Below are 26445 nucleotides of genomic sequence, written 5' to 3'. Positions count from 1 at the left end.
CATGACCGAACCTGCCGACCAGCACCGGGAGCCGCTGGCGATCGTCGGCATCGGATGCCGCCTGCCCGGCGGAGTCGACTCGCCGCAGGACTATTGGCGGCTCCTGCTGAGTGAGACCGACGCCACCCGCGAGGTCCCCGAATCGCGCTGGTACGCACCCCGATTCCACGATCCGCATCCGGGCAAGGCCGGCAAGATGGTCACCCGCCGCGGCGGATACCTCGAGGAGATCGACCAGTTCGACGCCGCGTTCTTCGGCATCTCGCCGCGCGAGGCGAACCTGCTCGATCCCCAGCAGCGCCTGCTCCTGCACGCCACCTGGGAGGCGCTCGAAGACGGCGGCATCCCCGCAGAAGGACTGGCCGGCACCGACGTCGGCGTGTTCATCGGCGGCTTCACGCTCGACTATCAGCTCCTGCAGAACCAGGGCCGCACCAGCCGGTTCCGCTTCAAGCCGCATTCCGCGACCGGGATGATGATGACGATGCTCGCGAACCGGATCTCGTTCGCGTTCGACTTCCGCGGCCCGAGCATGGCGATCGACACCGCCTGCTCCAGCTCGCTGGTCGCCGTTCACCTTGCCGCACAGAGTATCTGGAACGGCGACTGCGAGCTCGCGCTGGCCGGCGGGGTCAACATCATCGTCGGCCCCAACACCGCGATCGCCGAATCCAAGAGCGGCTTCCTCAGCCCCGACGGCCGCTGCAAGGCCTTCGACGAATCCGCCGACGGCTATGCCCGCGGCGAGGGCGGCGCCGTCGTCGTCATCAAACCCCTGTCCGAGGCGTTGCGCGACGGCGACCACATCTACGCCCAGATCCTCGGCACCGCGGTCACCCAGGACGGACACACCGACGGCATCACGGTGCCGAGCGAAGACGCCCAACGGGCAGCGATCACCACCGCGTTGCAGCGGGCCGGTGTGCAGCCCGGCGACGTCGGCTATGTCGAAGCGCACGGCACCGGAACCCCGGTGGGCGACCCCGTCGAGACGCGGGCGCTGGCCGGTGCGCTCGCCGCCGACCGTTCCGCCGACGACCCGCTGCTGATCGGCTCGGTGAAGACCAACATCGGCCACCTCGAGGCCGGCGCGGGCGTCGCGGGGCTGATCAAAGCCGCGCTGGCGCTGCAGCACGGGACGATCCCGGCGAGCCTGCACCTGACCACCCCGAGCAGCCCACTGGCCGAACTGCATCTCGACGTCCCGCGCACCGCGCAGCCGTTCCCGGGCGGGAAGCGGCGCGTCGCCGGCGTGAACTCGTTCGGGTTCGGCGGGACCAACGCCCACGTCGTGCTCGCCGAACCGCCGACCGCCCCTGCTCCACGTGAGCCTCGTCAGGACCCGGCCCTGACGCTGCTGCCCCTGTCCGCGCGCTCCGAGGAGGCGCTGACCGCCACGGCCCGCCAGCTCGCCGATCACCTTCGCGCGCAACCGGATCTGGCGCTGGCCGACCTGGGCTACACCCTGAGTCGGCGCCGATCGCACCTGAGCTACCGCCGCACCCTGACCGTCGACGGCATCGACGACGCCCGCGATCAGCTCGACGCCCTGGCCGCCGGCGGCGGCCAGGCCGTCCTCGGACGCTCGGGGCCGGAGACGCCGAAGCTGGCGTTCGTCTGCACCGGCATGGGTCCGCAGTGGGCGCAGATGTGCCGGGGGCTGCTCGACGTCTACCCCGTCTTCACCGCCAGCATCGAACGCACCGACCGCGAGTTCGCCCGCCACAGCGGCTGGTCACTGCTGGAAGAGCTGCGGCGCGACGACGACTCGACCCGGATGGGTGAGACCGAGGTCGCGCAGCCGGCCAATTTCGCGATCCAGATCGCGCTGGCCGAACAGCTGCGCCACTTCGGTGTGGTGCCCGACGCGGTGATCGGGCACAGTGCCGGCGAGGTGGCCGCGCACCATCTCGCCGGGCTGCTCACCTTCGAGCAGTCCGTGTCGGTGATCTACCACCGCAGCCGGCTGCAGCAACGCACCACCGGTCTGGGCCGAATGGTCGCCGTGGGCCTCGGCGCCGAAGCGCTGATGCAGACGATCGATCCCGCCAGCGCCGCGGAATTCGGCCATCGGGTGTCCGTCGCGGCGATCAACAGCCCGCACGCGGTGACGATCGCCGGTGACGAAGACGTCCTCGCCGAGATCGTCCGTCAACTCGACGAGGCGCAGATCTTCAACCGCTACCTCGCCGTGAAGGTGCCGTATCACACGCACTACATGGACACCGTGAGAGAGGACCTGTACGCGGCGTTCGACGGCCTGTCGTCGGCGACGGCGACCCTCCCGCTGTACTCGACCGTCACCGGCGAACGGCTCACCGACTACGCCGCCGGCGCCGCCTACTGGTGGCAGAACACCCGCGCCACCGTGCTTTTCGAAGCCGCCGCGCGCCGGATGCTCGACGACGGCTACACCCATTTCGTGGAGCTGGGCCCGCACCCCGTGCTGGCCGCGTCACTGCTGGAGATCGCCGGGTCCCAACGCGTGCTCACGGTGCCGAGCCAGCGGCGCGGCGACGACGACGCCCGCACCCTGATGAACTGCGTCGCCACCGTGCACAGCCACGGCCACGACATCGACTGGGAGACGGTGCATCCCGCCGACGGTGCGCGCCTCGTCGGGCTGCCGACCTACCCGTGGCAGTCCAAGCGGTACTGGAACGAGACCCCAGAGGCGGCCGAGGACCTGCACTACCAGCCGGTGCATCCGCTGCTGGGACAGCCGGTGGCGGGCGCACACCCGGCGTGGGAGGTCGAGCTCAGCACCGCCGCGCTGCCGTTCCTGGCCGACCACCAGGTTCAGGGCACCGTGGTGGTCCCCGGCGCCGTGTTCCTCGAGATGGCATTGGCCGCAGCGTCGGTGACGTACGGATCTGCCTGCAGCGTCGACGATCTCGTGCTGCATCGCGCCCTGATCCTGGACGACACCTGCGACCCCGTCGTGCGGACGACCCTCGACGAGGCCAAGGGCACGATCGAGTTCACCGCGTTCACCGCGATCGGCGACGGCGACTTCGGGTGGACGGTGACTGCCACCGCCGAACTCAACACCCTCGGCTCGCCGCCCGCGCACGACGTCGCCACCGACGACCGGGCCGCGGTACACCTCAGCGCCGACGAGTTCTACGCCCGCACCGCGTCGCTCGGCTTCGAGTACGGAGAGGTGTTCCGCTCGGTGCGTGACGTCGCCGGCGGCGAGGGCTGGGCCAGAGCGCAACTCGCCGTCCCGGCCGGGGTCGCCACCGATGTCGAGGACTTCCACTTCCATCCCGCGCTGATCGACGGCGCGTTCCAGACGCTGTTCGGCACGACAGCCGTCACCGGGGCGGACGCAGGCACCTATCTCCCGACGCGCGTGCGGCACAGCGCCGTCTACGGCAGGCCGCAACAGGACATGACGGTCCACGTGCGCGTCGTGTCGGCCGGGCGGGAGGAGATCGAGAGCGACATCACGATCGTCGACCGGCTCGGCGAGACCCTGGCGGTGCTGCACGGGTTCACGGTCCAGTCGCTCAGCGCATCCTCGGCGATGTCGACCGAGCGCATCGACCGCGGCCTCTACGAGGTGCAGTGGCAAGCACTTCCGGCGATCGCTGAGGCCGAGGAGGCCAAGGAGGCCGAGGACGGCTCGTGGCTGATCTTCGACGACACCGTCGGATTCGGCGCGGCACTCGGTCGGCAACTGCGCGCACGCGGGCACCGCGTCTGCGAGGTCATACACCAACCCGTCGACGCCCTCACCGAGGTCGACGAGGGGTACGCCGTCAACCCGCAACGGGCAGAACAGGTTCGGGAACTCCTCGCCGTGCTGGCCGCACGGGACGGCGCCCTGACCGGCGTCATCGACCTCTGGCCCGTGGACATCTACGCCGGCTCCGACGACCGGCTCGGTGTCATCACGCTGCTGCACCTGGTCAACGCGCTCGCCCAACTCGACGGGGCCAAGCCGCGCCTGCACGTGGTCACCGCCAACGCGCAACCGGCGCTGGGCACCGAGGAACTGGCGGTCGACCAGGCCACCGTGTGGGGTCTGGGCCGGGTCATCGGACACCAGGAATTCCCCGAACTGTGGGGCGGACTGGTCGACATCGACGACACCGACGACGTGGACCTGACCGCCGGACGGCTTTGCCGGCACCTACTCGGCACCGACGGCGAGGATCAGATCGCGCTGCGGGGCGACACCACGCTGGCGCCCCGCCTGCGTCCCTGCGCGACGCTGACCAAGCCGTTCCCGACCAAGCTGAGCGCCAACGCCACCTACGTCGTCACCGGCGGCACCGGAGCGCTCGGCCGCAGCGTCGCCCTCTACCTCGCCGAGCGCGGTGCGCGGCACATCACGCTGCTGAGCCGCCGGAAGATCCCCGCCCGCGCCCTGTGGCCGCATCTGCCGCAGGATGACCCGCATGCCGCGACCGTCGAGACGATCCGCCGGATCGAACGCCTCGGCGCCCAGGTGCGCTGCGCCGCCGTCGATATCACCGATGCCGAGCAGGTCGAACGCTGGCGCGACGAGTACCTGCAGGGCGGCCTGCCGCCCATCCGTGGCATCGTGCACGCCGCCGGATCGGTCGACGACCGGTTGCTGGTGAATATGACCGAGCAGGATTTCGCCACCGTGATGGCCCCCAAGGTCATCGGAACCCGGCTGTTGCACAACGCCTTCGAGAAGGCCGAGCTCGAGTTCTTCGTGATGTTCGGATCGGCAGGCTCGGTGATCGCCTCCCCCGGGCAGGGCAACTACGCCGCCGCCAACGCCTACCTCGACGCCTTCGCACACTACCGGCGGCTGCGCGGGCTGCCCGCGTTGACGATCGGCTGGGGTCCGTGGTCGGTCGGCATGGTCGAGGAGCTGAAGCTGGAACGGATCTATGCGCAGCGGGGCATCGAGCTGATCACCCCCGGCGCGGGCGTGCGGATCCTCGATCGGCTCCTCGCACAGAAGACGCCGCACGTCGTCGCGATCACCGCCGACTGGGGGCGCGCCCGCCAGTCCAGCTTCAGCGCCCACCTGCCGGCGATCTTCGGCGACCTCCAGGACACCGGCGGCGCAGGCGGGGACGCCGGAGGGGCCTCGATCATCGACATCCTGGCCGCCACCCCCGATGACGAACGGCTCGGCGTCGTGACCGAACACGTCCGTACGGTGGTGGCCAACGTGTTCGATTGCGCACCAGGCGATATCGATCCCGAGGTGATGCTCGACGACCTGGGCCTGGACTCGATGATGGCGATGGAGTTCCGGGTGCGGGTGAACAGCATGTTCTCCATCGACTTGCCGGTGCTCGAGATCCTGCGCGGTGTCAGCGTGAACTCGCTGGCGGCACGGATACTCTCCGAGCTCCGGCAGATCCACGCGGACAGCGAGGCCGAGGCCGCCGGCCATGACGCCGAGACCGCGGATCCCGCAGAAGACTTCGACCGCCTGATCGAGACGCTGTCCGACGACGAACTGCGTGCCTTGCTCGACGACCTGGAAGGGGCCGGCTAGCGGTGACCGCGGCAGATCAGGCGCCTGCCGTCCATGTCCGGGGGCTCAGCAAGTCCTACGGCCGGCTGGCCGCCGTCCGCGACGTCGACCTGGACGTCGCGTACGGCGAGATCGTCGCGATCCTGGGACCCAACGGCGCGGGCAAGTCGACGACCATCGAGATCCTCGAGGGACACCGCGCGCGGGATGCCGGGCAGGTAAGGGTGCTCGGCGAAGATCCCGGGACCGCGGATCGGCAGTGGCGGGCCAAGATCGGCATCGTGCTGCAGGAGGCCAGCGACTTCGGCGTGCTCACCGTCGCCGAGACCGTGCAGATGTTCCGGCAGTGCTACGGACGGGCCCGCGCGGCCGACGACGTGCTCGACCTCGTCGGGCTCGCGGCGACCGCAGACTCCCGGGTGCGGACCCTGTCGGGCGGCCAGCGCCGCCGGCTCGACGTCGCGCTCGGCATCATCGCCACCCCCGAACTGCTGTTCATGGACGAACCGACCACCGGCTTCGACCCGGAGGCGCGACGCCAGTTCTGGGATCTGATCAGGCTTCTCGCCGCCGACGGCACCACCATCGTGCTCACCACCCACTACCTGGAGGAGGCCGCCACGCTGGCGGACCGCGTCGCGGTCATCGCCGGGGGCCGCGTGGTCGCTGTCGACACGCCCGAACGCCTGACCGCGCAGGCGAACTCGGTGGCCACGGTGCGGTGGACAGAACACGGCGAGACCCGCATCGTGGAGACCGACCGCCCGACCGAGTTCATCCGGGCCCGGTCGGCCGACGGCACCGAGATGACCGACCTCACCGTCACCCGGCCCACGCTCGAGGACGCGTATCTGACCCTGATCGGGCAGCCGTGATGGCGACCAACCGTGTCGACCAGCCGGCACGGGCCCGGCACAGTGCCGCCCCGTCGTCGCCTGCGCTGCCCTCGGCGTTGCGCATCGGGGTGTCGCGTATCGTGCCGGAACTCAAGATGTTCTACCGGCGCCCCGAGCAGGTGGTGCTGACGTTCTCGATGCCGGCGATCATCTGCCTGCTGCTCGGATCGATCTTCTCGGCGGCGATGCCCGGCAGCGACGTCAGCACCGGAGCGGTGATCGCGGCGAGCATGCTCGCCTACGGCATCCTCTCGACGTCGTTCATCAACCTGGGCATCAGCGTCGCCGCCGACCGCGAGACCGGGGCGCTGCGCCGGTTGCGCGGCACCCCGGCGACCGCCACGTCGTACTTCGTCGGCAAGATCGCACTGGTCGCGATCGCCAGCCTCGCCGAGGCGGTCATCCTGCTCGCCGTCGGGGTGCTCGTGTTCGGTCTGCGGCTGCCGACCGGCCTGGCCGAATGGTGGACGCTGGGCTGGGTTTTCGCGCTCGGCATCACGAGCTGTTCGCTGCTGGGGGTGCTGGTCAGCAACATCGCGAACAACGCGGTGTCGGCGGCGGTGCTGACCAACGGCCCCGCGGTCGGGTTGCAGTTCGTCTCGGGCACCTATGTGCCGCTGATCATGCTCCCGGGCTGGATGCTCGTCATCGGATCGTTGTTCCCGGTGAAGTGGATGGCCCAGGGTTTCCGGTCGGTGCTGCTCCCCCCACAGATGGTCACCGCAGAGCCGGCCGGCAGCTGGGAGCACGGGCGGATCTTCCTGGTGCTGGCCGCGTGGACCGTGGTCGGTCTGCTGGCCTGCCTGCGGGTGTTCCGATGGACGGAGAAGCGCTGACATGCCGCCGCTGCTGACCATCACCTACCACTTCTTCCTGCAGATCGTGGTGATCCTGGCGACCTACCGGCTGCTGTGGCCGCTGTTCCGCCGCCTCGGCCAGGTCCAGGTGGTCGCCATCATGGTGGCCGGATTCCTGCTCGGCCCTTCGGTTCTCGGGTGGCTGTGGCCGGCCGCGCAGCACTGGCTGTTCCCCAAGACGCTGACCGTCGGCGCCGAGACCATCACGCATCCCAACCTGGTCGCCATCTACGTCGTCGGCCAGCTCGGGCTCGTGCTCTACATGTTCCTGGTCGGTTCGTCGTTCAAGCTCGACATCCTCGGCGCGCACAGCCGGCAGGCGGGCGCGACGTCGGCGGCCGGCATCGGCGTCCCGCTGGTCCTCGGCGGTGTGCTCGGCTGGTGGATGGTGGATTCCGGCGGCTACTTCACCGACAAGGTCGCGCATTGGCAGGGCGGTCTCTTCGTGGCGGCGGCCGTAGCCATCACCGCGTTCCCGATGCTGGCGTGGATCGTCTACGACTCCGGGTTGCTCAACACCCGGCTGGGCACGATGTCGCTGTCCTGCGCGGCGGTCGACGACGCCTGCTCGTGGGTGCTGCTGGCGACCGTGGTGGCGACGGCGAAGGGCAGCGTGCTCGGCGCCGTCGTGGCCGTCGGCGGCGGTCTGCTCTACCTGCTGTTCATGGTGTATCTCGGCCGGCCGCTGCTGGCGCGCCTCGAGACGTGGACGCCGCGCCGCGGCGACACCGAACGCACCGGCGGCCTGCCGATCGCGCAGCTGAGCATCATCCTGCTGGTCGTGCTGACCGCGAGCTGGTTCACCGACCTGGTCGGCATCTATTCGGTGTTCGGCGCTTTCGTGGCCGGGCTGGTGATGCCGCGCGGCGCGCTGCTCGACGCGGTCCGGGAGCGCTTCGAACCGCTGACCGCCTACCTGCTGCTGCCCGGCTTCTTCATCTACTCGGGCCTGAACACTCAGCTGACGCTGATCCTCGACGGCTCCACCCTGCTGATGGCGGCCATCGTGCTGCTGGTGTCGTTCGCCGCGAAGTTCGGCGCCGTCGGGCTGGCGGCGCGCTGGCAGGGCATGAGCTGGTACGAGGCCGGGTCGATGGGCGCACTCGCGAACGCCCGCGGCCTGATGGAGCTCATCCTGCTCAACATCGGCCTGGAGGCGGGCCTGATCTCGGGCAAGCTGTACACGATCCTGGCGGTGATGACGATCATCACGACGTTCGTCGCCACACCGCTGCAGCGACTGTTCGAGCGCCGGCTGAGGCGCACCGGGGCGCGGTTCGGCCCCAGCGGGGTGCAACCCGACCGGGAGGCGTCGCAGGCCTAGGCGGCGAGCCTGCGCTCGACCGGTGTCGGACATGTGTCAGGATCGGCGTCATGGCGCGACCACGCCGACGCCTGTCACCCGACGCGCGCCGCACCGAACTGCTGGCACTCGGCGCCGAGGTGTTCGGCCAGCGGCCGTACGACAACGTCCGCATCGACGAGATCGCCGAACGGGCCGGGGTTTCCCGCGCACTGATGTACCACTACTTCCCGGACAAGCGAGCCTTCTTCGCCGCCGTCGTGCGCGCCGAAGGTGAGCGCCTGTTCGAAGCGACCAACACACCGCCGCTGCCCGGGCAGACACTCTTCGGGCAGGTGCGCTTCGGAGTGCTGGCGTACCTGCGCTACGACGAGGAACATCCGCACCGCGCGTGGGCCGCGTCGACGGGCATCGGCCGGACGGATCCACTGCTGCGGGGCATCGAGGACATCGACAACGACCGCCAGGCCGACCGCATCCTCGGCCGGATGGCCGCCGTCATCGGCGGGCCGATGGACGACAAGGTGGAGCGGGACCTGCGCGCGACGGTGTACGGCTGGCTGGCGTTCACGTTCGAGATGTGCCGACAGCGGTTGATGGACCCGTCGCTGGACGTCGACCTCATCGCCGACCTCTGCGCGCACACCCTGATGGACGGCGTCGGCCGACTGCCGGGGATTCCGGCGGTGCTCGCCGACGCGGTCGCGGCGCCGCAGCGCTGACCCGGTCAGTCCGACGTGGTACCGCCGGAGTCCCGGAGCGCATGTCGGTTCAGGACGCCGTTGCCGCCGCCATCCCGCGTGTTGCGAAGACGGGGTGTGCGGGAGGCCCTTGAGTTCGCCCCGTCGTCTGAGCGAGTTTCGTGCGAGGCGCCATCGGTATCCGGCGAGCCCATGTTCGCGCTCTCGTCGTCGGCCGTGTCGGCCGAGCGCGCCTCGTGTGGGGAGGCATCGGAAGGATCCATCGCGTCCGGGGCCGACCGGTCGGGCTCGGTGAGGGCGCTGCTGCCGTCGTGCGAATCGACCTGTGCGGGCTGCCCTTCCGGATCCTCTATCGGTGTCGCAGCCTCGGCGTCGGCAGTGGTGGGGTGCCCGACGATGCGGTCGAACCATCGCGGCCGCTGTGCTTTGTGCGGCGCGGCCGGATCGAGAGCTGGGAGCAGACGGGCAAGGGCATCCCGAACAGGGTGCGGCCGCCCGGCCGACGGAGCGGCTGACTCGTCGACCGTGCCCGCGATGCCGTCTTGCGTCGGATCTGCCGTCTGGTCGGCGGTGAAAGGCAGAGGCGGTAGCGGTGGCAGCCAGAAGTTCCATTCGTCTCGGCCGAATTGCACGAGAGCGTTCCAGCTGTCCCGCGCCACGTTGGCCAGACCCTCGCCAAAGGGGAGCGGGCCCCACAGCCAATTGGCCGAATTGACCACAAGACTCTCGACGATGCGTTCGCCGAAGTTGTAGAAGATCATGATCTGTGGCGCCAGCCAACCCACCCACGGCACCCAACCGACGACGTAGGTCCCCAGTTCGAATCCGTAACGAACCCAGGGCTCGATGGCGTGATAGGTGTTGATGATCGCGTCTTCGAACTCGAAGGCAGTGACCACCGGCGGCGGGATAGTGGGTGGCGTCGGAAACGTCGGCCGGCGCGTGCTCGGCGCAGGGGTAGCCTCATTCAGCTGCTGTGGCAGGGTGACGGCGCGGGCACTCAACTCGTGAAGCTGCTGTTGCAGTGCCAGGGGAAGGTAGGCGGCGGTGAGGTCGACCGCAGGCACCGTTCGCTGTGGCGGTGGATTAGACGGTGGAACGATCGTCACCGCACCGACGAGCGCCGCCGCAACGCCGAAGGTCGTCAACGTCCTGCCGGCGCATGCGATCCGAGCTCGCGCATTCTTGTTCGATGACTTCATCCCGGACCACCCTCGATCATCGAACACTGTTCCCCGCACGGGAGATTCTAGTCCGGTACGCCTTCGCGGAACGGCAAAACGCGGCAGCCGACGGGGCTCCGAGTCAGCGGTCCGGGGAGGTGTGACGCCGGTGCAGGAGGGTCTGCCAGTGAACCTGGATGACAGCGAAGAGGAAGGCCGTGCTGATCCCGAACAGGAGCCCACCGTTGACGGCTTCCAGCGCACTGAGCATTGGCCACCGCGACGCGCGCGGCACGGCCAAGGTTTCGGACGTCGTCATGGCTGCCAGCGAGTACGTGGACGCATCGGTGAACGAATCGAAAATGCCGAGCCATCGGTATGCCACCGCCCAGATGACGCCCTCGACTCCGTGAAGGGCAGCCAGAAGCACGGCGATGGTCCCTATGTGGATGATCACGATCGGGATTGCTTTCCGCCGAGTGGGCGCCAGAGCGCCCGAACGGCCGGCCACTCTCTTCTCGAGTCCCAGTGCCATCCCGACCACCGCCGTCGTGTGGATCGCTATCGTCAGCACGATGAGCGACAGCCCCAGGCTCCAGCTCGCCAAGTCCACGTGTCCTCCCTACCATCTGTCAGGCTCTCTGGTGCCCTCATTTCCCCTTGTTCGGGGCGCCGGTAATCTCCGCCTCGACCGGGTACTCAGCGAGCGATCGTGGTGGTGGGTAGGCGACGGTTTCAGCGACAGCGGCGACTTCTGGGGAGTTGGTCATGGGCGGTTACGGTATGGCGGGTCTGTGGATCCTGCTGGCAGGATCCCTCGTAGTTTCGATCCTGATCGCGACCGGCGCCGTTCTGATCGCCAACCGGACGCTGCCCAAAACCGTTAACGAGGGCCATAATTCGGCGCTCTCTCCTTTTCTGACCTGTGTGAGTTTGGTCTACGGTGCCCTGCTGGGCTTCACCATCGTTGTCGCATGGGAGCAGTTCTCTTCCGCGGAGACGAACGTCTCCAACGAGGCGTCGACCATCGTCACCATGTACCGGCAGACCGTCGCCATGCCGCTGTCCGAGCAGGCGCAGATGCGGACCCTGCTGCGGAAGTATGCGCATGCTGTCGAGGGCCCCGAGTGGCGGAATTCTCTGAGCGCCGGCATGGGAACAGAGACGGCGCGCGATGCCCTCAATGAGATGTACACCGTTCTCGGCGATCAGGATTCCAGCGTCGCAACGAATCCCATCACTCAGAAGTTCTTGGACCAACTCACCACCTTGGCCTCACAGCGGAATCAGCGAATTCTCGACGCCACCCCGCGGATCCCGGGGCTGCTGTGGACCGGTCTGCTGTTCGGCGGCGTCGTCCTACTGGGCATCGGCGGCTTCATGCGCCTGGGTAGTGCACGTGCGCATCTGTTCCTGCTGGGTGCGGTCGCCGTCCTACTGGGTCTGCTTCTCTTCGTCGTCTTCTGGCTGGATCATCCATTCGGCAACGAACTGGGCGTCACATCCGCGCCGTTCGAGCAATCGCTGAATGTGTTCGATTCCATCGATCGCGGAACATAGGGTGCAGGCCCCACACCTGGGCCCGTTACTCGCCGTCAGAATTCGATGATGCCTTTGTCCGCCGAGCGCTTCTCTCTTCGTTCCTTTGCTTCTTTCCCACTCGCTCCACCGTGGCCTTGCGTGCCGGCCTGACAGAATCGGCCCGTGCCGTCGACTCCGAGTCACCGCGCTGACGTACGGTCGAGGCGCCACCGATGCGGATGTTGTTGATCGCGATGCCGGGACCGGACTTGGTCACGGATCGACCGTCCTGAAAGAGGGTGCCGGCCAAGGCGAACGGACCCGGTCCCGCCTTCACGGTGTTGTCCGAACCGAGGACGTTGAAGCCCGCGTTGAAGCTGCCGGGGCCGCCGGCGTCCACTGTGTTGCCACCCCCGCCGACGTTGTAGACGAAGTTGAAGCGACTGTTGACACCGCCGGCGGACAACTCATTGTCACTGCCGCCGGCGTTCCTTGCTCTGTTGAACAATCCGCCTGCCACGTCCACCTGGTTGTCGGTGCCGATGATGTTGCTCGCCAGGTTGCGATTGCCGCCGACGATCGTCAGTTGGTTGCGGTCGCCGAATCGATTCCGCGCGAAGTTCGCGTACCCGCCGTCAATTTGGACCGGGTTGTCGTTGCCGAAGAAGTTCTTCGCCAGATTGTAGGTCCCGCCCGTCTGGATGACGTCGTTCCCATTGCCGAACGCGTTCTGCGCCGCGTTGCCGTAGCCCCCTGTCGTCGACACCACGTTGTTGCTGCCGAAGATGCTGCGCGAGTGGTTGAACCTGCTGCCCTGTGTCGTGACCGCGTTGTCCCTGCCGCCGTAGTTGCCAGCGCGATTCCACAGGCCGCCGGCCTGCACCGTGACGCTGTTGCCGCTGCCGAACCAATTGGTGGCGATGGTCAGCACTGATCCCGATCCCCCGGCCACCACGTGGTTGTCGTCGCCGAAGAGGCTGAGACCGAGTCCGCCGAGACCACGGGCCTCGGCAGAGGAATTCCTGCCGACTGCGCTGGCCAGCGTAAAAGCGTCACTGGTGGTGGCGGAGGCACTGTCGCCGATGGCGAACGAGGCGCCGAAGAACCCCTCGGCGTGGGCTTCCGCTCCTTGCCCGAGCGCAAACGCGACCCCGAACAGCGTGCTGCTGCAACTGGCGCTGTTGCCGATGCCGAAGGCCGATAAACATGTCGCTTCGGCCGGAGGCGCGGACCAAAGACCGGCGCCTGCAATGAATCCACCCGACACGGTGGCCGCGACGAGGGCGGCCATTCCGCGTTGCTTCGACGTACAACTAGTGGCCATGTTGCTCTCTCGTTCATCCGTCGGTGTGAAGTGGCCATGCTCTTGCCGCGCCGGTCTGCACGCAGTCGGAGAACACGGCTGGGTCCGCCCTCGACCCTGAGACACATCGCTTGATCGCTCTGGGCAATACCGTCAGCGTCAATGCTCGAGGGACGGAGCTCTTTCGCGCGGTCTCCGCTCAACCGCAACGGTTGCGGAAGTCGACCGCGGGCTGCCGGATACCCTGCAGCTCGGCCTGCACCTGTGGGTTGGCGGTCGCGTAGTCGGACAGCGCCGCCTGGCGGTCCTCCTTCGGCACATCCTTGAGGGACGTGAAAAAGTCGTTGACCTGAGGGTGCGTGAACAGGTAGGCCGACGTCGCAGCGGTGATGCCGGACATGATGCCCGCGAGATCTGCTGCCGTGCAGTTGGGTTGCGCCTGCGCGGGCACCGCGCTGCCGGCCATGACGGCAGCGACCCCGAGTGCTGCCGCCAACAGCCTTCGCGCGGTGATGAATTGCATGACCACTGTCTTCTCCTCGATCGTCACTGTTGTCGTCAACGTCGTCCCCCACGGCCGCCGCCCCCACGGCCGCCGCCGCCACCGCCGGGCCGGTTTCCAGGCCTGCCTGGCGCCCCGATACCGACTCCGGGATCCCAATCCATGTTGATGTCCCACGTGACGCCGTCGTTGCAATACCAGTCGTACGAGCACGGATAGGGCACGTACGGCCCCGATCCCGTGCCGGGACCCGCGCCGTTGTCGGCACCGCGAACATCACCTTGTGAGCACACCGTGGTGCCCCCAGAGCTCACACAGTCGGCACTGGCGGGCGGTGCGGCTTCGACCAGGGCGACGATCAGAATCCCCGAGGCGAAAACGTAGGCTGATCGCATCGTCAACAGTCCCCGCTTGTGGTCGCGCGTGGTCGAACGACCATGCTCATGCCGAGCATAGGGACCCTGATCGGCCCGGGGCATCCCCCGAATCGGGTGATGCTGGCCTGCAGGAGGTTCAGCGCCGGCCACCGCCACCACCGCCGATACCGCCGCCTCCGCCGGGCCGGTTGCCTGGCGTTCCCGGCCGTCCGACATCGGGCCGGGGCAGGCTGTTGTCAGGCCTCGGCGGCGGCGGCGCGTCGATGTCTATCCCCAGGTCCCATGTCGAACCGTCGTAGCAGTACCAGTCCAGATCGCAGGGGTACGGCACAGCAGGTCCGGAGGTGTTGCCGTTCTCCTGATCGCAGACGGTGATACCGCTGCTTTTCACGCATCCAGCCACGGCGAGGGGTGCGGTCGCCACCGAGTTCCATGCCGCTGATGACGCCAGAAGGACTGAGCCGACAACAACTTCGACGATTCTCATCACTGCCCCGCTTCCTCGGTGAGCGCATGGTCAACCGACCACGGCACCCCGGTGAGGTGAGGATAGGAGCGCGTCCTGAGACCCGGCATCCCCCACAACGGGTGAAATGTCGAATCTCAACGCGAACGGTCCGCCCCCGGAGTAATCTGCCAATCGCCTGGGGTCAGCGCAGCGCCGGCCTTCCCTTGCGCCGCACTCTGGTGCTGACCCCAGGCCTCGCCGGCCGGCTGGCCGCGTCCCCCGAATCGGGGGGCGACTTCCTTCGCGTTCTGGTCGTAGTGTCGTTGAGAGGCAACTGCAAGGGGGCGCCATGGCCGTACACGACGAGGACTGGTCCCGCCCAGCGGCACAGGCGATTCCCCCAGAGGGCTATTTCGAGCTCGAGCGCGGACGGTACGGGCCGACATACCCGCGGACGCCCGCCTGCTACGGATTCTCGATCATCGCGAAGGTCAAAGAGGGTCGCGAAGAGGCGGTCCGCGCCTACGGCAAGCAGATCGAGGAAGCGGTCGCCGGCAGCCCCGACGTCCTCGCCCCGCTCCGGCTGCACTACCTGCGCTGGGTGCTGTTCGACGTCGGCTCCGGGCTGCACTTCCAGTACCAGGGAATCTTCGACACCGATTTCGACAAGTACACCGAGGACGCTGTCCGACTGTTCAGTGAAACCGGCATCACGACCGTCTTCACGAATCTCGAGGGCTTTCCCGATGACTGGAAGACCAATCCCGAGGCGTTCATCGCGTTCGTCCGCGACCACCAATGCCCGAGCTTCCTCGAATACGGCGAATACCCCTACGTCACCGCCGAAGAGATCAAGAAGGCGCTCCGGCTGAAGTCGGCCTTCTCCGACATGCTCGACCAGATGCAGTGACACTCGAGCTCGACGATATTCAGCACATCCTGCTGACGCGCACGCCGGCCATGACCGGGCGCTACGAGTTCCTCACCTTCGACACCCCGCAGGCGGGTCGGGCGTGGCTGTCGGAACTGCTCGACGTCGTGCAGTCGGCAGCGGACGTGGGCGAGACGATGGACAGCTCTCGCCGGTGGGTGACGCTCGCGTTCACCTGGACGGGATTGCGGGCGCTGGGCGTGCCGGACCAGGCGCTCGCAACGTTTCCCGACGAGTTCCGCGAAGGGATGGCGTCGCGGGCCGACATCCTCGGTGACACCGGCCCGAATCACCCGAGCAATTGGATCGGTGGTCTCGCCGGTGACGACGTCCATGCAATCGCCATCCTGTTCGCGCGCGACGACGCCGAGCATCGCCGGTGTGTCGGCGAGCATGACGCGCTGGTCGCGCGCTGCGACGGCGTGCGCACGCTGTCGTATCTCGATCTCAATGCCACCCCGCCGTTCAACTATGCGCACGACCACTTCGGCTTTCGCGACCGGCTGTCGCAACCGGCGATCAAGGGTTCCGGCGAGCCACCCACCCCCGGCTCCGGCGATGCCCTGGAACCCGGCGAGTTCATCCTCGGCTATCCCGACGAATACGGTCCGCCCACCGACCTTCCCCAGCCCGAGATCCTCTCTCGCAATGGAAGTTACATGGCGTACCGTCGCCTGCAGGAACACGTCGGCGCGTTCCGCGGCTATCTGGCCGACCACGCCGGCACACCTGCGGAGCAGGAATTGCTCGCCGCGAAGTTCATGGGCCGCTGGCGCAGCGGCGCGCCCCTGGTGCTGGCGCCCGACGGGGACGACCCAGACCTCGGCGCTGATCCCCTGCGCAACAACAACTTCGGCTACAGGGACATGGATCCGTTCGGTTACGCCTGCCCCCTGGGGTCGCACGCCCGACGCCTGAATCCGCGCGACACCGCCCCGAACATGAACCGGCGACGGATGATCCGCCGCGGCGCCACCTATGGCGCCGCACTGCCCGACGGCGCCCCCGAAGACGGCGTCGACCGCGGTATCGCCGCGTTCATCATCTGCGCGAGTCTGGTCCGACAGTTCGAGTTCGCCCAGAACGTGTGGATCAACGACAAGACCTTCCACGAACTGGGCAACGAACACGATCCCATCTGCGGAACGCAGGACGGAACGCTGGACTTCACCGTGCCCAAACGGCCGATCCGGAAGGTGCACAGGGGTATTCCGGCGTTCACCACCCTGACCGGCGGGGCCTACTTCTTCCTGCCGGGCATCGGCGCACTGCGCTATCTGGCGGGCCTCGGGAAGGGGGGCCGACCATGAGTTCCTCGTCGGCACGCACGTACAACCAAACCCACGTCGCCCGCCCCGCGACCGGGGGGCGCCGCGTCAGTATCTATTGGACGTGGAGCTATCCCGCTGAGGCCCAACGCGACCCGGCGGCGATGGCGAACCGATTCTCGACGATCACTGAGGTGCGCAACGTCATCTACCCGGCCTACGAGACGCCGGAGTTCGACGCGGCGAATTTTCTGCAGGGCATCGCCGGGACGCTCGAGTTGTTCCACCGCTCCGCGCTGTCGTTCCAGAACCTCGCGGGTGACGCGACCGGGCACCCGGTGGCCGTGTTCCAGCGCGTCGACCAAGCCGGCTATCACCAGCCGATCGACGAACGCATCCTGGCCGACACCGACACGCTGATGGTGTTCGGACTCGACCACCTCATCTCGGGGTTGGACGTGACGTCCACGGAAGTCGAGGCCATCCAGGAGTGGCTCCGTCGCGAGGGGACGTGCCTGCTTCTCGCGCCCCACCACGACGTCGGTTTCACCGACGACCTCGCCCAGCGTCAAATGGAGTACGAGCACCACGGCGATCGACTGGTCCCTCGACAACAACGCTTCAGCCAGTACACCCGGTCGTTGATGCGGGCACTCGACGTTCCGGTGCACAACACGTGGGGTCTGCGACCCGCAGTCATCGACGGCACTGCAGAGATCGCCCCGCTGACCACCTTTCGCGATCTGGACGACCGCGGTCTCCTGCGCGACGTGCCGACGCTGAGTTTCCACCAGCATCTGCCGCACTACGAGCTCACGGCCGCCGCGGACTCCACCCTGCGCGTGCTGGCGCGCCAACGCGTCGACCCCACCCGGCCGCATCCGTTCACCGCCGCCGGGAACACCGAGTTCAACGCGATGATCTGGATGCCCCCGACCGGCGACCGCGCGGGGGACATCGTGCTGGTCGACTCGACACACTTCACCACGCTGTTCGGCGGCACCGACAGTCTGCGCCAGCTGTGGCACAACCTCGTGACCATGCCCTGATCGCGGCCGGCTATCCGCTGAGGAGCCCGATCCGTCGTGCCTCGTCCACGGCGGCGGCGCGTGTGGACACCCCGAGCTTGCGGTAGACCGACGTCGCCTGACTCTTGGCGGTCTCGCGACCGATCATCAGGTCGTCGGCGATCTGCTGCAGGGAAAAGTGGGTGGCCAACAGAGGCAGGAGCCGCAACTCCGCGGCCGTCAGGGGGTGAGCGTTGCCCGCCACCATGGCGCGCACCCGGTCGACGCGAGCGGATAGCGCGATGGCCCCGGGTTCGCGTCGACGGGCCCGCTCGGCGGCGTGGAGATGGACGGCGAGCAGATCCCGGTCGCCCAAGACCGCATCGGTCCACGCCAGCAGACCGTAGCCGAGCAGCGCCGTGCGCGCCGCCAGCCGCCCCAGCCGGTCGAGGAGGTGCTCGGTCACCTCGACAGACTCGTGTGCCGTCGAGACGTCGCCGGTCCGCGCCGCCATCACCGCGCTCACCGCGTAGACGACCACCATCGGGACGACGTCACACAGGTCGTATTTGTCGACGAGAGTCCTTGCGGCGTCGCTCCGTTCGATGGCCCCGGCGTCGTCACCCGCCGCCAGATCGAGCAGTGCCAGATGCGCCAGGGCGGCGGCCTGGAAGCCCGGCAGATCGTCGGTCACCGGTAAGGCCGATTCCAGAAGCAGCCGAGCCTGCGGGGTCTGACCGCGCATCGATTCTGCGGCGCCTTTCATCACCGTCGCCGCCCCCCACCACGGATTGACGAGGCTGTCTCCGGCGGCGCGGACGACGTCGGCGCAGTGCAGCACCTCCTCGATGCCGCCGACTCCGATCAGTGAACCGACCAGCGCCGCAGCGACTTTCACCGAGGGGGTACCGTCGGCGAGCGGAGCTCCACGATCCGCGTGATGAGCCAGCATCAGCGACCGATGGATCGCGTCGGCATCGCCGGTGGTGACGCCCAGCCACGCGCGGGCCAGCGCCGCGTCGGGATACTCGGCGAAGACCCTGGGCTCGAGCAGCGCCAAGCGCCGCGCGAGCACACCGGCGCGGCCGTCGAATCCGAGACGGACCGCGTCGCGGCCCACCAGTGCGGCCGCCCGGGGTTCGTCACCGGCAGCGAGCGCAAGCTGCAGGGCGCCATCGATGTCTTCTTCGCGTTCCAGCAGATCGGCTCCTCGGATCGCCAACTCGCGGAACCGGTGCGGAGCAATCGTCCGCAACCGCTGACGCAGCACGTCGGCGAAGAGGCGGTGATAGCGGAACCAGATACCGTGCTGGTCCAGCACGACGAGAAACGGGTTGCCCGCGTCGGCGAGCGCGTCGATCATCCGCGCGGAGTCGTCGCGGCCGAGCATCGCGTCCAGCTGGGCTGCGGTGAAGCGTTCCAGCACAGACGATTCGAGAAGGAACCTCGCCGTCGCGGGTTCGATCAGGTCGAGCACCTCCTCCACGAGGTAGTCGGCCAGTGGCCCGCGTCTGCCGCCGAGGGATTCGACCGACGCGCCGCCTCGAAGGGCCATGGCCGTCAACATGATTCCGGCCGGCCATCCCTCGCAGAGCTCGACCACCGCCGGGATGGCACGAGCCCGGCGATCGAGGCCGCTCACCGACACGAGCAGCGCCGCCGCCTCCTCGTCGGAGAACTGCAGTGCCGACGCGTCGATCTCCACGACCTCCTCCATCAATCGGCGCCGGGCGAGCTCGATGCGAAGCTGGTGGCGCCCGACCACTGCGATTGCCGTATGCGCCGGCGCAGTGAAGATGACTGCGTGCAGAGCGGCGACGGCGTCGGCCGCACTCAGGTGATGGGCGTCGTCGATGACCAGCACCAGGGGTCCGGTGGCCTCGAGAGCTGCACTCAGCGCGGGCAGCAGATGGGTGAGGGGGTCGCGACCCGGGCCGCGCAGGTAGGTCAGGACGGCGCAGTCGACAGGACGTACCGCCGCGACGGCGCTCGCGATGTGCAGGAGCAGGTGCGCGGGATCCTCGTCGAGATGGTCGACACGGACCCAGGCGAACGGTCGGGGATCGGCGTCGTCCCACAGCGCCACCGCGGTCGTCTTGCCGTAGCCGGCCGGAGCCGTCACCGTGACCAGGTGCGCGTCGCCGCGGGCGGCGAGCTGATCCACGAGGTCGGCGCGCGGCAGGGCGGTGTCGACGATCCGTGGACGCCCCACGGTGGCCGTCGGCACGTACGCCCGCCAATCCCCCGCAACCACGGCGTCATCGTAGGCGGCTTCGCCTCGTTGTCACTGGTGAACAAACGTATTGACCATGCTGTCAGGCGTCGTCGGCACCATGGATCACGTCTTCTCGGAGGCCGACCCACCGTCTTCCGCCCCCTGCTGTTGGTGTGACGCCCGTCACATGGGGAATGGATGCGACGACCACACGGCTTGCCGAGGGAAACGCCGACGACGGGATGGACACATGAGCACAGCTACCGACAGCGCACCGGACACCACCGGACGACCACTGAACGGCCGCCGGGCACTGGTCACCGGCGGCGCGAGGGGAATCGGCGCGCAGATCGTGCGTCGCCTGGCCGCGGACGGCGCCGCGGTGGCGTTCACGTATCAGTCGTCGGCTGAGGCCGCCGACAAACTGGCCACAGAAGCCGCCGCGTCGGGACCGACCGTCGTGGCGCTGCAGGCCGACAGCCGCGACGCCGACGCGATCGCAGCCGCGGTGGCCGAGACCGTCGAGCGGCTGGGCGGCCTGGACATCCTGGTCAACAATGCGGGCGTGGCGTCCGGCGCGGTCATCGAGGACTTCACCCTCGAGGAGTTCGACCGCCTGGTCGCGGTGAACGTGCGCGGAGTCTTCGCCGCCACCAAGGCCGCGGTTCCGCACCTCGCCACGACCGACGGTGGCCGGATCATCAACATCGGCAGTGTCAACGCCGACCGCGTGCCCACACCGGGCTTCTCGGTCTACGCGATGACCAAGGCCGCCGTGGCGGGCCTGACCCGCGGTCTCGCCCGGGAACTCGGACCTCGCGGCGTCACCGTCAACAACGTGCAGCCGGGCCCGATCGCCACCGACATGAATCCCGACGAGGGCGACTTCGCCGATCAGCTCCGGCCGATGCTGGCGACCGGGAGCTACGGCCAGCCCGCCGACGTGGCCAACGCCGTGGCATTCCTCGCCCGACGGGACACGGGATACATCACCGGGTCCACGCTCAACGTCGACGGCGGCTTCACCCTCTGAGGGCGCGGACGCCGGTGTTGTCGGTGGACCTTGGCACCATGGACACGTGCCCCTGAACACCGATCCGCTCTCCCGCTTCAGCGCGTTGACGCGCGAGTGGTTCGCGGGCACGTTCGTCGAGCCCACGCCGGCCCAGGCCCAGGCCTGGAACGCCATCGCCGACGGGGACAACACGCTGGTCATCGCCCCGACTGGATCCGGGAAGACCCTCGCGGCCTTCCTGTGGGCGATCGACGGTCTGGCCAGGTCCCCGGCGTCCGAGCCGGCCACCCGGGTCCTGTACGTATCCCCGCTCAAGGCGCTGGCCGTCGACGTCGAACGGAACCTGCGCACGCCGCTGACCGGGATCTCGCGCATCGCCGAACGCGGCGGTCAGGAGCCGCCCAAGATCAGCGTCGGCGTCCGCTCCGGGGACACCACGCCCGCCAAGCGCCGCGAGCTGATCACCAAACCGCCCGACATCCTGATCACCACGCCGGAGTCGCTGTTCCTGATGCTGACCTCCGCCGCGCGGGAGACGCTGGCCGGCGTGCAGACCGTCATCGTCGACGAGGTGCACGCGGTGGCGGGCACCAAGCGCGGCGCCCATCTGGCGGTGTCGCTGGGGCGGCTGGACGCCATGCTCGAGCGGCCCGCGCAGCGCATCGGGCTCTCGGCGACGGTGCGTCCCCCCGAGGAAGTGGCCCGCTTCCTGTCCGGAGCCGCGCCGACGACGATCGTGGCGCCGCCCGCGGCGAAGACGTTCGACCTGACCGTGCAGGTCCCGGTGCCGGACATGGCCAACCTGGAGAACAACTCGATCTGGCCCGACGTCGAGGAACGCATCGTCGACCTGATCGAGGCACACAACAGCTCGATCGTGTTCACCAACTCGCGCCGGCTGGCCGAGCGGCTGACCGCCCGCCTCAACGAGATCCACGCCGAACGCAACGGCATCGAACTGGGCGGGCCGAACCCGGGCGTGGCCGGCGGTGCGCCCGCGCATCTGATGGGCAGCGGGCAGTCCTACGGCGCCGAGCCGCTGCTGGCCCGGGCCCACCACGGCTCGGTCAGCAAGGAGGCCCGCGCCGACGTCGAGGACGCGCTCAAGAGCGGCCGGCTCAAGGCCGTCGTCGCGACGTCCAGCCTCGAGCTCGGCATCGACATGGGCGCGGTCGATCTGGTGATCCAGGTCGAGACGCCGCCGTCGGTGGCCAGCGGGCTACAGCGCATCGGTCGGGCCGGCCACCAGGTCGGCGAGATCAGCCAGGGCGTGCTGTTCCCCAAACACCGCACCGACCTGATCGGTTGCGCGGTCAGTGTGCAACGCATGCTGGGCGGTCAGATCGAGACGATGAGAGTGCCGGCCAACCCGCTCGATGTGCTGGCCCAGCACACCGTGGCCGCCTGCGCGCTGGAGCCGATCAACGCCGAGTCGTGGTTCGACACCGTACGGCGCAGCGCACCGTTCGCGACGTTGCCGCGCAGCGCGTTCGAGGCGACGCTCGACCTGCTGTCCGGGAAGTACCCGTCGACCGAATTCGCCGAGCTGCGACCCCGCATCGTCTACGACCGCGACGCGGGAACCCTCACCGCACGGCCCGGCGCGCAGCGGCTCGCGGTCACCTCCGGGGGCGCCATCCCCGACCGCGGACTCTTCACCGTGTTCCTCGCCTCCAGCGCGGACTCCGAAAAGCCCTCGCGGGTCGGCGAACTCGACGAGGAGATGGTCTACGAATCCCGCCCCGGTGACGTCATCTCACTCGGCGCGACCAGCTGGCGGATCACCGAGATCACTCACGACCGGGTGCTCGTCATCCCCGCCCCCGGTGAACCCGCCCGGCTGCCGTTCTGGCGCGGTGACGGCGTCGGCAGGCCCGCCGAACTGGGTGCGGCGATCGGCGCCTTCACCGGCGAACTGGCCCGCCTGGATCGCGGCGCCTTCGAGACACGTTGTCAGAGCGTGGGATTCGACGCGTTCGCCACCGACAACCTGTGGCAGCTCATCGACGAGCAGCGCAATGCGACGTCGGCGGTGCCGTCGGACACCACGCTCGTGGTGGAGCGGTTCCGCGATGAGCTCGGCGACTGGCGGATCATCCTGCACTCCCCCTACGGCCTGCGGGTGCACGGCCCGCTGGCTCTCGCGGTGGGCAAGCGGCTCTATGAGCGGTTCGGCATCGACGAGAAGCCCACCGCCTCCGACGACGGGATCATCGTCCGGCTGCCCGACACCGACGACACCGCCCCGGGCGCTGACATCTTCGTGTTCGACCCCGACGAGATCGAACCCTTGGTCACCACCGAGGTCAGCTCATCGGCGCTGTTCGCCTCCCGGTTCCGGGAATGCGCCGCCCGGGCGCTGCTGCTGCCCCGCCGCCACCCCGGCAAGCGGTCCCCGCTGTGGCACCAGCGTCAGCGCGCTGCGCAACTTCTCGACGTGGCCCGCAACTATCCCGACTTCCCCGTCGTCCTCGAGGCCGTGCGCGAGTGCCTGCAGGACGTCTACGACGTGCCGATGCTCACCGATCTGATGGCCCGCATCGCGCAACGCCGAGTGCGGCTGCTGGAGGTGGAGACGCCCACCCCGTCACCGTTCGCGGCGTCCCTGCTGTTCGGCTACGTCGGCGCGTTCATGTACGAGGGTGACAGCCCGCTGGCCGAACGGCGCGCCGCTGCATTGGCATTGGATCCCACACTGCTGGCCGAGCTGCTGGGCCGCGTCGAACTGCGCGAACTGCTCGACGCCGACGTGGTGGCCAACACCACGCGGCAGCTCCAGCACCTGACGCCCGAACGAACGGTGCGCGACGCCGAAGGAGTGGCCGACCTTCTCCGCATGCTCGGTCCCCTGACGGTCGACGAGATCACCACGCGCTGCACGGCCGACGACGTCGGCGGATGGCTGGAAGGGCTGCTCACCGCCAAACGGATCGTCAGCGTGTCCTATGCCGGTCAGACCTGGTGGGCCAGCGTCGAGGACATCGGCCGGCTGCGCGACGGCGTCGGGGTCGCGGTCCCGGTGGGTGTGCCGATCGCGTTCCTCGAGCCGGTCGTCGATCCGCTGGGCGAGCTGCTGTCGCGGTACGCCCGCACGCGGGGGCCTTTCACCACCGGTGAGGCGGCGGCGCGGTTCGGGCTCGGGCTGCGGGTGGCGGCCGACGTGCTGGGCCGCCTCGCCGCGGACGGCAAGCTGGTCCGCGGCGAATTCACCGACACGCCGGTCGATTCGGGCGACCAGTGGTGCGACGCCGAGGTGCTGCGGATCCTGCGCCGGCGCTCGCTGGCGGCACTGCGCGCCCAGATCGAGCCGGTCAGCACCGCGGCGTTCGGCCGCTTCCTGCCGGCGTGGCAGCAACTGGGCAACGACAGGGTGTCCGGGGTCGACGGTCTGGCGTCGGTGATCGACCAGTTGGCGGGCGTGCCGGTGCCGGCGTCGGCGGTCGAGCCGCTGATCTTCGGTCAGCGAGTGCGCGACTATCAGCCCGGCATGCTCGACGAGCTGTTGGCGTCCGGCGAGGTGTTGTGGTCGGGCGCCGGGTCGCTGTCGTCGTCCGACGGCTGGGTCGCCTTCCATCCCGCCGACACCGCGCCGCTCTCGCTCGCTCCGCCCGGCGAACTCGACCTCACCGACACCCATCACGCCGTCCTCGGCGCACTCAGCGGCGGCGGCGCGTACTTCTTCCGCCAACTCAGCGTCGACGGGGTCAGTACCGAATCGCTCAAAGAAGCGCTGTGGCAATTGATCTGGGCCGGCTACGTCGGCGGTGACACCTTCGCCCCGGTGCGGGCGCTGTTGGCGGGCACCCGCGGCTCCGGTACTCGGCGCACCGCCGCCCCGGCGCACCGGCACCGGCGCGCGCCGCGGCTGAGCCGCTACAGCATCAGCACGGCCGGGCTGGGCGCGCACCGTGACACCGATCCGACGGTGGCGGGCCGGTGGGCCGCGCTGCCGACGGCCGAGGTCGACACCACCGTGCGGGCGTCGTACCAGGCCGACCAGCTTCTGGCCCGGCACGGGGTGCTCACCAAAGGCGCCGTCGCCGCGGAGAACATCGCCGGCGGTTTCGCGTCGATGTACAAGGTGCTGACCACGATGGAGGAAGCGGGGCGTTGTCAGCGCGGCTATTTCGTCGAATCGCTGGGCGGTGCGCAATTCGCGACCGCCAGCACGGTCGACCGGCTGCGCAGCCACGCCGACAGCATCGACGACAAACAGCAGAACCTCCGCGCGATCGCGCTGGCCGCCACCGACCCGGCCAATCCGTTCGGGGCGGCGCTGCCGTGGCCGGCCCAGGGCGAGGCCGCGCACCGGCCCGGCCGCAAGGCAGGCGCGCTGGTAGTGCTCGTCGACGGGGAATTGGCGTGGTTCGTCGAGCGCGGTGGACGGTCGCTGCTGAGCTTCACCGCTGACGCCGAAGTGCACAACGCCGCAGCGGCCGCACTGGCGGAACTGGTCACCCGGCAACGCGTGCCGGCGCTTCTCGTCGAGCGGATCGACGGTGTGCCGGTGCTCGAGAGCCGGGACTCGCTGGCGGCCGAGTCGCTGGTGCACGCCGGATTCTCCCGGACGCCGCGCGGGCTGCGGCTGCGCTGATGCCCGAAGGTGACACCGTCTTCCGCACCGCCGACAAGCTGCGCACCGCGCTGGAGGGCAAGACGCTGACGCGCTGCGACGTCCGCGTCCCCCGCTACGCCGCGGTCGACCTGAGCGGTCAGGTGGTCGACGAGGTGATCAGCCGCGGCAAGCATCTGTTCATCCGGGTCGGTGAGGCCAGCATCCACTCGCACCTGAAGATGGACGGGGCGTGGGTGATCGGCCGGGTTCGGGCGCCGGCGTACAAGATTCGCATCGTGTTGGGGACGGCCGATTCGGTGGCGTCGGGCATCGACCTCGGGGTACTCGAGGTCCTCGAGCGCGCGCATGACATGGACGCGGTCGCGCACCTGGGGCCGGACCTGCTCGGCGCGGACTGGTCGGCGGAGGCCGCGAAGACAGCGGCGGCGAATCTGATGGCCAACCCGTCGCGGCCGGTGGCCGAGGCGCTGCTCGATCAACGGGTGATGGCGGGGGTCGGCAACGTGTACGCCAACGAGATGTCGTTCGTGTTCGGATTGCGGCCCACCACACCGGTCGGCGAGCTCACCGATCCGCTGCGGGTGGTCAGTCGGGCCCAGCAGATGTTGTGGCTCAACCGGTTACGGATCAACCGCACCACCACCGGAAACACCCGGCCCGGCCAGGACGTCTGGGTGTACGGGCGCGCCGGGCTGCCGTGCCGCCGCTGCGGCACGCGCATCGAGACCGACAAGGACGGCGATCGCGTCACCTACTGGTGCCCCACCTGCCAGCGCTGACCCGCCCCCGTCCCCGTTCGCGCCGAACTTGCATTCCAGCAGAGGAAGTGCGAGTGAACCTCTGCTCCACGGCAAGCTCGTCGTGAGAGAGCCCGTGCTGTCGGTGGGCTCGC

The 26445-nt window shown here is 68.8% G+C and carries 18 protein-coding genes; 12 read left to right on the top strand and 6 right to left on the bottom strand.

Going from position 1 to position 26445, the window contains the following annotated elements; genetic code table 11:
* Position 1: 1 nt before the first annotated feature.
* From MCHUDSM44219_RS02105 to MCHUDSM44219_RS02085, 5 genes are read left to right on the top strand one after another with little or no spacing between them, the layout of a single operon-like run.
* Positions 2-5491: a type I polyketide synthase gene (locus MCHUDSM44219_RS02105; RefSeq protein WP_048416582.1), complete on the top strand. Its 5490-nt coding sequence runs from the start codon at positions 2-4 to the stop codon at positions 5489-5491.
* A gap of 2 nt (positions 5492-5493) precedes the next feature.
* Entirely contained in the window at positions 5494-6345 is an 852-nt protein-coding gene (locus MCHUDSM44219_RS02100; protein WP_048416573.1) for an ABC transporter ATP-binding protein, read from the top strand.
* Entirely contained in the window at positions 6345-7202 is an 858-nt protein-coding gene (locus MCHUDSM44219_RS02095; RefSeq protein WP_048416572.1) for an ABC transporter permease, read from the top strand. Before MCHUDSM44219_RS02100 ends, MCHUDSM44219_RS02095 begins: the two co-directional genes overlap by 1 nt.
* A gap of 1 nt (position 7203) precedes the next feature.
* Positions 7204-8547: a cation:proton antiporter gene (locus tag MCHUDSM44219_RS02090; RefSeq protein ID WP_048416571.1), complete on the top strand. Its 1344-nt coding sequence runs from the start codon at positions 7204-7206 to the stop codon at positions 8545-8547.
* Positions 8548-8597: 50 nt separating this feature from the next.
* A complete protein-coding gene (locus MCHUDSM44219_RS02085; RefSeq protein WP_048416570.1) occupies positions 8598-9248 on the top strand; it encodes a TetR/AcrR family transcriptional regulator in 651 nt (216 codons plus the stop codon).
* A 5-nt stretch (positions 9249-9253) separates the two neighbouring features.
* On the opposite strand, the gene MCHUDSM44219_RS28330 is transcribed toward MCHUDSM44219_RS02085, so the two are convergent.
* Positions 9254-10429, bottom strand: coding sequence for a hypothetical protein (locus tag MCHUDSM44219_RS28330; protein ID WP_131722271.1), 1176 nt, complete (start codon positions 10427-10429; stop codon positions 9254-9256).
* 103 nt (positions 10430-10532) lie between these two features.
* Positions 10533-11003, bottom strand: a complete 471-nt coding sequence (locus tag MCHUDSM44219_RS02075) for a hypothetical protein (RefSeq protein ID WP_048416569.1) — start codon at positions 11001-11003, stop codon at positions 10533-10535.
* Positions 11004-11158: 155 nt separating this feature from the next.
* On the opposite strand from MCHUDSM44219_RS02075, the gene MCHUDSM44219_RS02070 reads away from it, so the two are divergent.
* On the top strand, positions 11159-11950 hold the full coding sequence (locus tag MCHUDSM44219_RS02070) for a bestrophin-like domain (protein WP_048416568.1): 792 nt from the start codon (positions 11159-11161) through the stop codon (positions 11948-11950).
* Between the two features lie 25 nt (positions 11951-11975).
* Here MCHUDSM44219_RS02070 and MCHUDSM44219_RS02065 read toward each other — a convergent pair whose 3' ends face one another.
* From MCHUDSM44219_RS02065 to MCHUDSM44219_RS28660, 3 genes are all read right to left on the bottom strand, one after another.
* Positions 11976-13202, bottom strand: a complete 1227-nt coding sequence (locus MCHUDSM44219_RS02065; RefSeq protein ID WP_053081162.1) for a hypothetical protein — start codon at positions 13200-13202, stop codon at positions 11976-11978.
* 211 nt (positions 13203-13413) lie between these two features.
* Positions 13414-13737 carry a heme-binding protein gene (locus tag MCHUDSM44219_RS02060; RefSeq protein WP_048416579.1) on the bottom strand — a complete coding sequence of 108 codons (324 nt, stop codon included), beginning with the start codon at positions 13735-13737 and terminating at the stop codon, positions 13414-13416.
* Positions 13738-14229: 492 nt separating this feature from the next.
* Positions 14230-14484 (bottom strand): hypothetical protein, encoded by a 255-nt coding sequence (locus tag MCHUDSM44219_RS28660; protein ID WP_413783573.1) that lies wholly within the window; start codon positions 14482-14484, stop codon positions 14230-14232.
* 406 nt (positions 14485-14890) lie between these two features.
* On the opposite strand from MCHUDSM44219_RS28660, the gene MCHUDSM44219_RS02055 reads away from it, so the two are divergent.
* The 3 genes from MCHUDSM44219_RS02055 to MCHUDSM44219_RS02045 are packed head-to-tail and all read left to right on the top strand — an operon-like array spanning position 14891 to position 17789.
* Positions 14891-15451 (top strand): hypothetical protein, encoded by a 561-nt coding sequence (locus MCHUDSM44219_RS02055; RefSeq protein ID WP_048416567.1) that lies wholly within the window; start codon positions 14891-14893, stop codon positions 15449-15451.
* Positions 15448-16782 carry a Dyp-type peroxidase gene (locus tag MCHUDSM44219_RS02050; protein WP_048416566.1) on the top strand — a complete coding sequence of 445 codons (1335 nt, stop codon included), beginning with the start codon at positions 15448-15450 and terminating at the stop codon, positions 16780-16782. Before MCHUDSM44219_RS02055 ends, MCHUDSM44219_RS02050 begins: the two co-directional genes overlap by 4 nt.
* Complete coding sequence (locus tag MCHUDSM44219_RS02045; protein WP_048416565.1) at positions 16779-17789, top strand: hypothetical protein; 1011 nt, start codon at positions 16779-16781, stop codon at positions 17787-17789. The genes MCHUDSM44219_RS02050 and MCHUDSM44219_RS02045 overlap by 4 nt, the downstream gene beginning before the upstream one ends.
* A gap of 10 nt (positions 17790-17799) precedes the next feature.
* On the opposite strand, the gene MCHUDSM44219_RS02040 is transcribed toward MCHUDSM44219_RS02045, so the two are convergent.
* Complete coding sequence (locus MCHUDSM44219_RS02040) at positions 17800-20001, bottom strand: winged helix-turn-helix domain-containing protein (RefSeq protein ID WP_048416564.1); 2202 nt, start codon at positions 19999-20001, stop codon at positions 17800-17802.
* Between the two features lie 211 nt (positions 20002-20212).
* Here MCHUDSM44219_RS02040 and MCHUDSM44219_RS02035 point away from each other — a divergent pair, with 211 nt between their 5' ends.
* Genes MCHUDSM44219_RS02035 through nei2 form a run of 3 tightly spaced genes read left to right on the top strand, consistent with a single transcriptional unit; the run spans position 20213 to position 26332 of the window.
* Positions 20213-20995 (top strand): 3-oxoacyl-ACP reductase family protein, encoded by a 783-nt coding sequence (locus MCHUDSM44219_RS02035; protein WP_048416563.1) that lies wholly within the window; start codon positions 20213-20215, stop codon positions 20993-20995.
* A 46-nt stretch (positions 20996-21041) separates the two neighbouring features.
* Positions 21042-25571 carry an ATP-dependent helicase gene (locus MCHUDSM44219_RS02030; protein WP_048416562.1) on the top strand — a complete coding sequence of 1510 codons (4530 nt, stop codon included), beginning with the start codon at positions 21042-21044 and terminating at the stop codon, positions 25569-25571.
* Complete coding sequence (gene nei2 / locus MCHUDSM44219_RS02025; protein ID WP_048416561.1) at positions 25571-26332, top strand: endonuclease VIII Nei2; 762 nt, start codon at positions 25571-25573, stop codon at positions 26330-26332. The genes MCHUDSM44219_RS02030 and nei2 overlap by 1 nt, the downstream gene beginning before the upstream one ends.
* Positions 26333-26445: the final 113 nt, after the last annotated feature.

Origin of the sequence: Mycolicibacterium chubuense, assembly GCF_001044255.1 — a bacterium.
Taxonomy (GTDB): Bacteria; Actinomycetota; Actinomycetes; order Mycobacteriales; family Mycobacteriaceae; genus Mycobacterium; species Mycobacterium chubuense.
The sequence above is the reverse complement of the archived record's forward strand: the minus strand, read 5'-3'. Positions and strand labels throughout refer to the sequence as shown.